Origin of the sequence: Nonlabens dokdonensis (assembly GCF_002162835.1) — a bacterium.
GTDB classification, from domain to species: domain Bacteria; phylum Bacteroidota; class Bacteroidia; order Flavobacteriales; family Flavobacteriaceae; genus Nonlabens; species Nonlabens dokdonensis_B.
The window spans coordinates 20,702-26,892 of the sequence record NZ_MAAX01000078.1 but is presented as its reverse complement, the minus strand read 5'-3'; the positions used below and the strand labels follow the sequence as shown (position 1 = coordinate 26,892).

The following is a 6,191-nucleotide window of genomic DNA, read 5'->3' as shown; positions in this document are numbered from 1 at the left end:
ATAAACATTAATAATGCAGAGGTGGTTAATGCCATTAATAATCCAATCCAGATACCAGTAACTCCTAAATTAAAAGTGTTACTCAATGTATACATTATTGGAAAACCAACTACCCAATAAGATATTAAACAAATTAATGTCGGTACCCATACATCTTGGAGACCTCTTAGCACTCCTAATAAGACAACTTGAAAACCATCGCTAATCTGAAATAATGCAGCAACAATTAATATTTCGGCAGCAAGTTCTATAACATCATGATCACCGATATAGATAGCCGGAAGCTCATTATGGAAAACTAAAAATAACATAGCAAAAATGAGTTCAAACATTAATGTCAATAAAAATATTGATTTTGCAATCGTTTTAAGCAAATCTATATTTCCAGTTCCTTTTTGATTACCAACTCTTATTGTAGCTGTCACACCTAGTCCGACACCTACCATAAACGTTAAAGCTGAAAGATTCAAAGCAATTTGATTAGCCGCTTGACTTTTAACACCCAGTGTTCCTGATAGGACGATAGCTATTGTAAATAAAGAAACTTCAAAAAACATCTGAAGCGAAGTAGGCAATCCTAAATTAAAAATTTTCTTATAAATGTTCCAGGAATAACTTTTTAGTCTTACAAAGTAAATTTTAAACCGTTTTCTATAATATAGTATCAAAAATAATATTAGAAACATTAAAACCCTAGAAACAAAAGTACCGATAGCAGCACCTTCTACCTCTAATCGTGGAAATCCATATTTACCGTAAATCAAAAAATAATTAACTATTATATTAATAACATTAGCTAACAATGATGCTACCATTGAATAAATTGTTTTTGATAACCCATCTACAAATTGTTTCAATGCTTGAAATACCATTAATGGTATTAATGAAAAAGCAACCCAATAGGTATAAGGAACGGCTAGGTCTACAACCTCCTCAGATTGATCTAAAAAATATAATAAAGGTGTTGATAGGTATGTTATTATCATAAGCACTACACCTATTATTAAACACATGATAAAACCAGAATGAAATATAGACACTACCTTATTTTTATCTCCCTTGCCATCTGCCTCTGCGACCAGCGGTGTTATCGAAAAAGAAAATCCAATACCGATAGAGAGCGCTATGAAAATAAAAGTGTTTCCTAAAGAGACTGCCGCTAACTGTGCATCTCCTAATTTACCTACCATAACATTATCTGCAAAAGCTACAAGTAGATGTGCTACCTGGCCTAACATTATAGGCAATGCAATTTTAAGATTTTTAGGAAACTCCTTTAGATAAGCATTTAAGACCATTTTTAAAGCAGTTCTCTAAAATACTCAACCCATCGAAAATCCAAACTACTTTTCAATTCCATATTTATCAAATAAATACACAAGACTTGTCATTGTCGCAGCTCCTAATTCCAATTCTCTTTTGTTAACCGCATCAAAAGTATCATTTGCCGCATGGTGAAAATCAAAATATCTCTGAGAATCTGGTCTTAATCCTGCTAACACAGTACTCTCTCCTTTAAGAGGCCCTACGTCTGCACCGCTGCCACCTAATTCAAAATAGTGAATTAAATATGGTTTAAAGAACGGCTTCCAGGATTCTATGACTTTCATTTGCTCTAAAGTCGTATCAAAACTAAAGCCTCTTGGCGAAAAACCACCAGCATCACTTTCCAAAGCAAAAATGTGCTTTTCATTTTTCAGCTTAGCTTTTCTTGCATATTCTCTTGCCCCTTTCAACCCATTCTCTTCATTCATAAAAAGAACTACTCTTATCGTACGTTGTGGTTTATAGTTTAAATCTTTCAGTGTTTTCAATACTTGCATGGACTGCACAACTCCTGCCCCATCATCATGACTGCCATCACCTAGATCCCATGAATCTAAATGACCTCCTACAGTTATGTATTCATTAGGAAACTTAGAACCCTTAATCTCTCCTATAACATTAAAGCTTTCTACATCTCCCCAAACTGTACAATCCTGCTTTAAATAAAATTGAAGTTCTTTATCTAATGCTATATAAGCACTAAGCTTCTCTGCATCATTTGTGCTTATTGCTGCAGCAGGAATATAATTTTCTACCGGCAAATCACCGTAGCTCATAGAGCCTGTATGAGGAAAATCATCTAGTCGCAAGTTCATGGATCTCACGATAACAGCAACGGCACCATATTTACTCGCCTCGGCAGCGCCGCTATACCTTTGGTCAACACAACCTCCATATGCCTCAAAAGTTTGAATTTTCTTAGGGTTCATAGGTCGATTATAAAAAACTATTTTACCTTCTATTTGCTCTCGACCTAGACTTGTTAACTCCTCTAAAGATTTGACTTCAATTACCGGTGCTTTTAAACCTTCTTGCCTCGTAGGTATAGAACCTCCTAATGCACATACATTTACGTTAATTGTTGATAGATCATTGAGTTGTATATAGGCAAACTCTGGAGTACCTCTGGACCATTTAGGGACCATAACAGATTGCAATTCTGTACGGTCGGCAAATTTTTCAATCTCCTTTTGAGTATATTCCACTGCACGCTCAGCTTGAATGGAACCAGAAAGACGACCTCCTATATTGTTAGATAAGTAATCTAACCATTCATAACTATTTGATTCTGTCAGATTGTAATCATAAATACTACGCAACATGATAGAATCTGTCTTTGAGGTGTCTGGTGATTGCGCTTTCGCGAAAGCGGATCCCATCAAACTAATAGTAATTAATAGTACAATCTTATTCATTTTCTAATGCTTTTATATACAGGTCTATATTTCCAGATGTTTCGTCATCGAGTTTAGGCGGTTGTATTTCTTGATATTGGGATAATGTTTCTATTAATATCTTTGCGACTAACAATCTTGCATTTGCTTTATCATCAGCAGGAATAACGTGCCATGGTGCGTAGTCTTTACTGGTATTATTTATAGCTTGTTCATAGCAATACATATAATTATCCCAAAGCTTTCTTTCCTTAAGATCATCTGCTGAGAATTTCCAGTTCTTCTCTGGTCGATGCAGCCTTCTAAGCAATCGGTTTTTTTGCTCTTCTTTACTTAAATGAAGAAAAAACTTAAATATGAAAGTTCCATTTTGAGTAAGCTCTTTTTCAAAATTATTGATTTGATCAAATCGCATTTGCCAGAACTCTTCTGTGGCATCGTTGGGACTATTGAAATGTGGTAAATTCTCAGACATCAAGTACTCTGGATGCACACGTGTCACTAAAACATTTTCATAGTGTGTTCTATTAAAGATTCCAAAATGCCCTTTTGAAGGTAAAGCAATGTAATGCCTCCATAAATAACTATGAGAGCGTTCTATATCTGTAGGTACTTTAAAACTATGCTGGATGACACCTCGTACGTTAAAATCCTTAAAAACTTCTCTTATTAAACTATCCTTACCAGATGTATCCATACCTTGTATACACACCAGCACTGCATGTTTGTCATGAGCATAGAGTTTTGCCTGAAATTCTGCTAGTTCCCTTCTAACTTCAGAGAGCTCTTTCTTAGCTTCTTTCTTACCAAGTACATTCTTAGGTAGTGTGGCTACTTGAGATAGCGATATATTTCTTTCTACGATATAATCTTTGGAAGTTGTCATAATAGTTTATTTGCTTGCAAATAGTTTTACGTCTTTCTCACTGACAGTTTCACCTCCCAAAATAATCAATCTCTCGACTACGTTGCGCAATTCTCGTATATTTCCTGTCCAGTCATATTCTTGAAGAAGTTTGAAAGCCTTTTCTTCAAAAACTTTGGCCGCATTGCCTTGTTCTTTAGCAATTTTTGCAGCAAAATGTTTGATCAGTAACGGAATATCTTCTCTTCTATCATTAAGTGTAGGGACATTTATAAGTATTACAGCTAGACGATGATATAGATCTTCTCTAAATTTTTTATCTTCTATTTCCTTTTTGAGATCTTTATTAGTAGCTGCAAGTATTCTTACATCAACTTTAATATCCTTGTCACTACCTACGCGTTGAATTTTATTTTCCTGTAGCGCTCGTAGCACTTTAGCTTGCGCTTTGGCACTCATGTCGCCTATTTCGTCCAGGAAAATAGTTCCTCCATTTGCAGCTTCAAATTTACCAGCTCTATCTTTATTTGCTCCTGTAAAACTTCCTTTCACATGACCGAATAATTCACTCTCTATTAATTCACTAGGTATAGCTGCACAGTTTACCTCTATAAATGGCCCCTTAGATCTATTGCTTTTCTCATGTAACCAGTGAGCAACGAGTTCTTTACCAGTACCATTTTGACCAGTAATAAGCACTCTAGCGTCAGTAGGAGCTACTTTTTCAATGATATTTTTAATGATAACTATTAACTCGCTATCACCTATCATTTCATAATTCTTACTCACCTTTCTTTTAAGTCTTTTGTTTTCTACAACAAGGCTCTTTCTATCTAAAGCGTTACGAACGGTATTTAAAAGTCTATTTAAATCTGGCGGCTTAGATATATAATCAAAAGCTCCTAAACGCATAGTATTTACAGCTGTGTCTAGGTCACCGTGTCCAGAAATCATAACCACTGGAATTTCAGGCTTGATCTTTTTTATAGCTTCCAGCACTTCAACACCGTCCATTTTAGGCATCTTAATGTCGCATAGAACAAGATCGTAATCGTTATCTTTTATAAGCTCGATACCTTCAAGTCCATCAACTGCCTCGCTGACGTTGTAATCTTTGCTCTCCTCAGATAGAATTTTTCCTAGAACACGTCTTATTGCGTTTTCATCTTCTATAATTAGTATTTGCGCCATATCTATATTTTAAATTTAAGTCCTATACGAGAATAAAAAGTGTTAGTGTCATTAAGTGTTACCACATCATCACCATTATCATCTCTTAGCCTTATATCATTTATGAAAGTATATCCAGCATATACATATGCAGATATATGTTTAGTAAAATTATATTGATAGCCAGGTCCGAACATGGCTACCGTCATCGATACATCTTCAGCAATACCTAGTGAGGTAGGCTCATCTCCTTGAATATTTGCATAAAAGCCGTCTAGCCTGGCATAAAGTTGCATACTATTTTTATCGTTGAATCTATACTTAAGATTCATCTTAGGAGCTCCTAATGTAAAACTCCACTTATCATTTAATTCTCTGTAGTAATTTACATAGGGTAATGGGAAAGGTCTTCCTGCAGTTGTTGAATATTGCACTCCTAAAACTAGCTGCCACGGTTTACCACCATCATCTCGCTTTTTTTCATTTTTTATGAAATAAACACTCGCTGTGAGAAAGTAATCATCGCTTTGGGCTCTTGCTTTATCAAAATTAGAAGCTGCCAAAACTCCTGCTCTGGAACCAAATCTCCAATTCTTTTCCATAGGAAAAGTGTAGCCTAGAGATAATTCAAAACTTTCATAACGATCAGAGCCAAATTCTGTAGAACCAAAGTCATCCCTGACTAAATATTCAACATTACGGTATTCAAAAAAAGGCACGATATAACTACCTTCAGCAACTTTCAATGGCACATTTGCAAAAGTTCTGAATCTTCTAAAACTATTATCAGAATCTCGTTGTGGAAAATAGGTATACTCTGCTCTAAATAAATCTGTTCCTTGGGCGTTCGCTTTCGCGAAAGCGATAACAAAAACCAGCAATAGCACTATCGACATGCTATTAATTTTAATCATTTGTTTTATCATATGTGATTTGATCAGATTTATTTGATATGATGTGAAGGTCTCTCTGAGGGAAAGGAATACTTATATTGTGTTCACGGAATGCCTTATCTATAGAAAATCGTAATGCACTTTTAATCCTAGGGTCATTAAACGCATCTTTTATAAAATAGTATACACCAAAGTTTAAGGAACTATCAGCAAAATCATTGAACATCACAAATGGCTCAGGACTTTTAAGTATGCCTTTTTGATCCATTGCGCACTGCTTTAGTACTTTTGCTACTAACTCTGTATCACTTCCATAAGCTACTCCTACTAGAACATTTTCTCTAGTTTTGGGATGATTTTGTGTATAATTATAAACGGACTCTGACATAAATAGATGATTAGGAATAATCAAAATTTTATCATCCCGCGTTATGATACGTGTACTTCTAAGTTTAACTTCAAAAACACGCCCCACTTTATTATTCATCTCAATAACGTCATTTACTAAGACAGACTTATCTATTAAAATGGTCACTCCTGCTA

The 6,191-nt window shown here is 35.0% G+C and carries 6 protein-coding genes; all 6 read right to left on the bottom strand.

Annotated features, from left to right (window positions below; all coding sequences use genetic code 11):
- Positions 1-1,298: MATE family efflux transporter (locus A9Q93_RS05065; protein ID WP_303686296.1), on the bottom strand; the 1,298-nt coding region annotated here is incomplete at its 3' end.
- Positions 1,299-1,343: 45 nt separating this feature from the next.
- On the bottom strand, positions 1,344-2,741 hold the full coding sequence (locus A9Q93_RS05060; RefSeq protein ID WP_303686295.1) for a M20/M25/M40 family metallo-hydrolase: 1,398 nt from the start codon (positions 2,739-2,741) through the stop codon (positions 1,344-1,346).
- Positions 2,734-3,606 carry a PPK2 family polyphosphate kinase gene (locus A9Q93_RS05055; protein WP_303686294.1) on the bottom strand — a complete coding sequence of 291 codons (873 nt, stop codon included), beginning with the start codon at positions 3,604-3,606 and terminating at the stop codon, positions 2,734-2,736. The genes A9Q93_RS05060 and A9Q93_RS05055 overlap by 8 nt, the downstream gene beginning before the upstream one ends.
- A 6-nt stretch (positions 3,607-3,612) precedes the next feature.
- Positions 3,613-4,776, bottom strand: a complete 1,164-nt coding sequence (locus tag A9Q93_RS05050; protein ID WP_303686293.1) for a sigma-54 dependent transcriptional regulator — start codon at positions 4,774-4,776, stop codon at positions 3,613-3,615.
- Between the two features lie 2 nt (positions 4,777-4,778).
- Positions 4,779-5,651 carry a DUF6268 family outer membrane beta-barrel protein gene (locus A9Q93_RS05045; protein WP_303686292.1) on the bottom strand — a complete coding sequence of 291 codons (873 nt, stop codon included), beginning with the start codon at positions 5,649-5,651 and terminating at the stop codon, positions 4,779-4,781.
- A gap of 10 nt (positions 5,652-5,661) precedes the next feature.
- Positions 5,662-6,191, bottom strand: a 530-nt coding sequence (locus A9Q93_RS05040; RefSeq protein WP_303686291.1) for a mechanosensitive ion channel family protein, incomplete at its 5' end; no start/stop codon positions are given.

What these genes read in the sequence shown, in the direction of transcription:
- A9Q93_RS05045 (WP_303686292.1), bottom strand. Translation starts at nt 5,651, where the DNA reads ATGTCGATAGTGCTATTGCTGGTTTTTGTTATCGCTTTCGCGAAAGCG.
- A9Q93_RS05050 (WP_303686293.1), bottom strand. Translation starts at nt 4,776, where the DNA reads ATGGCGCAAATACTAATTATAGAAGATGAAAACGCAATAAGACGTGTT.
- A9Q93_RS05055 (WP_303686294.1), bottom strand. Translation starts at nt 3,606, where the DNA reads ATGACAACTTCCAAAGATTATATCGTAGAAAGAAATATATCGCTATCT.
- A9Q93_RS05060 (WP_303686295.1), bottom strand. Translation starts at nt 2,741, where the DNA reads ATGAATAAGATTGTACTATTAATTACTATTAGTTTGATGGGATCCGCT.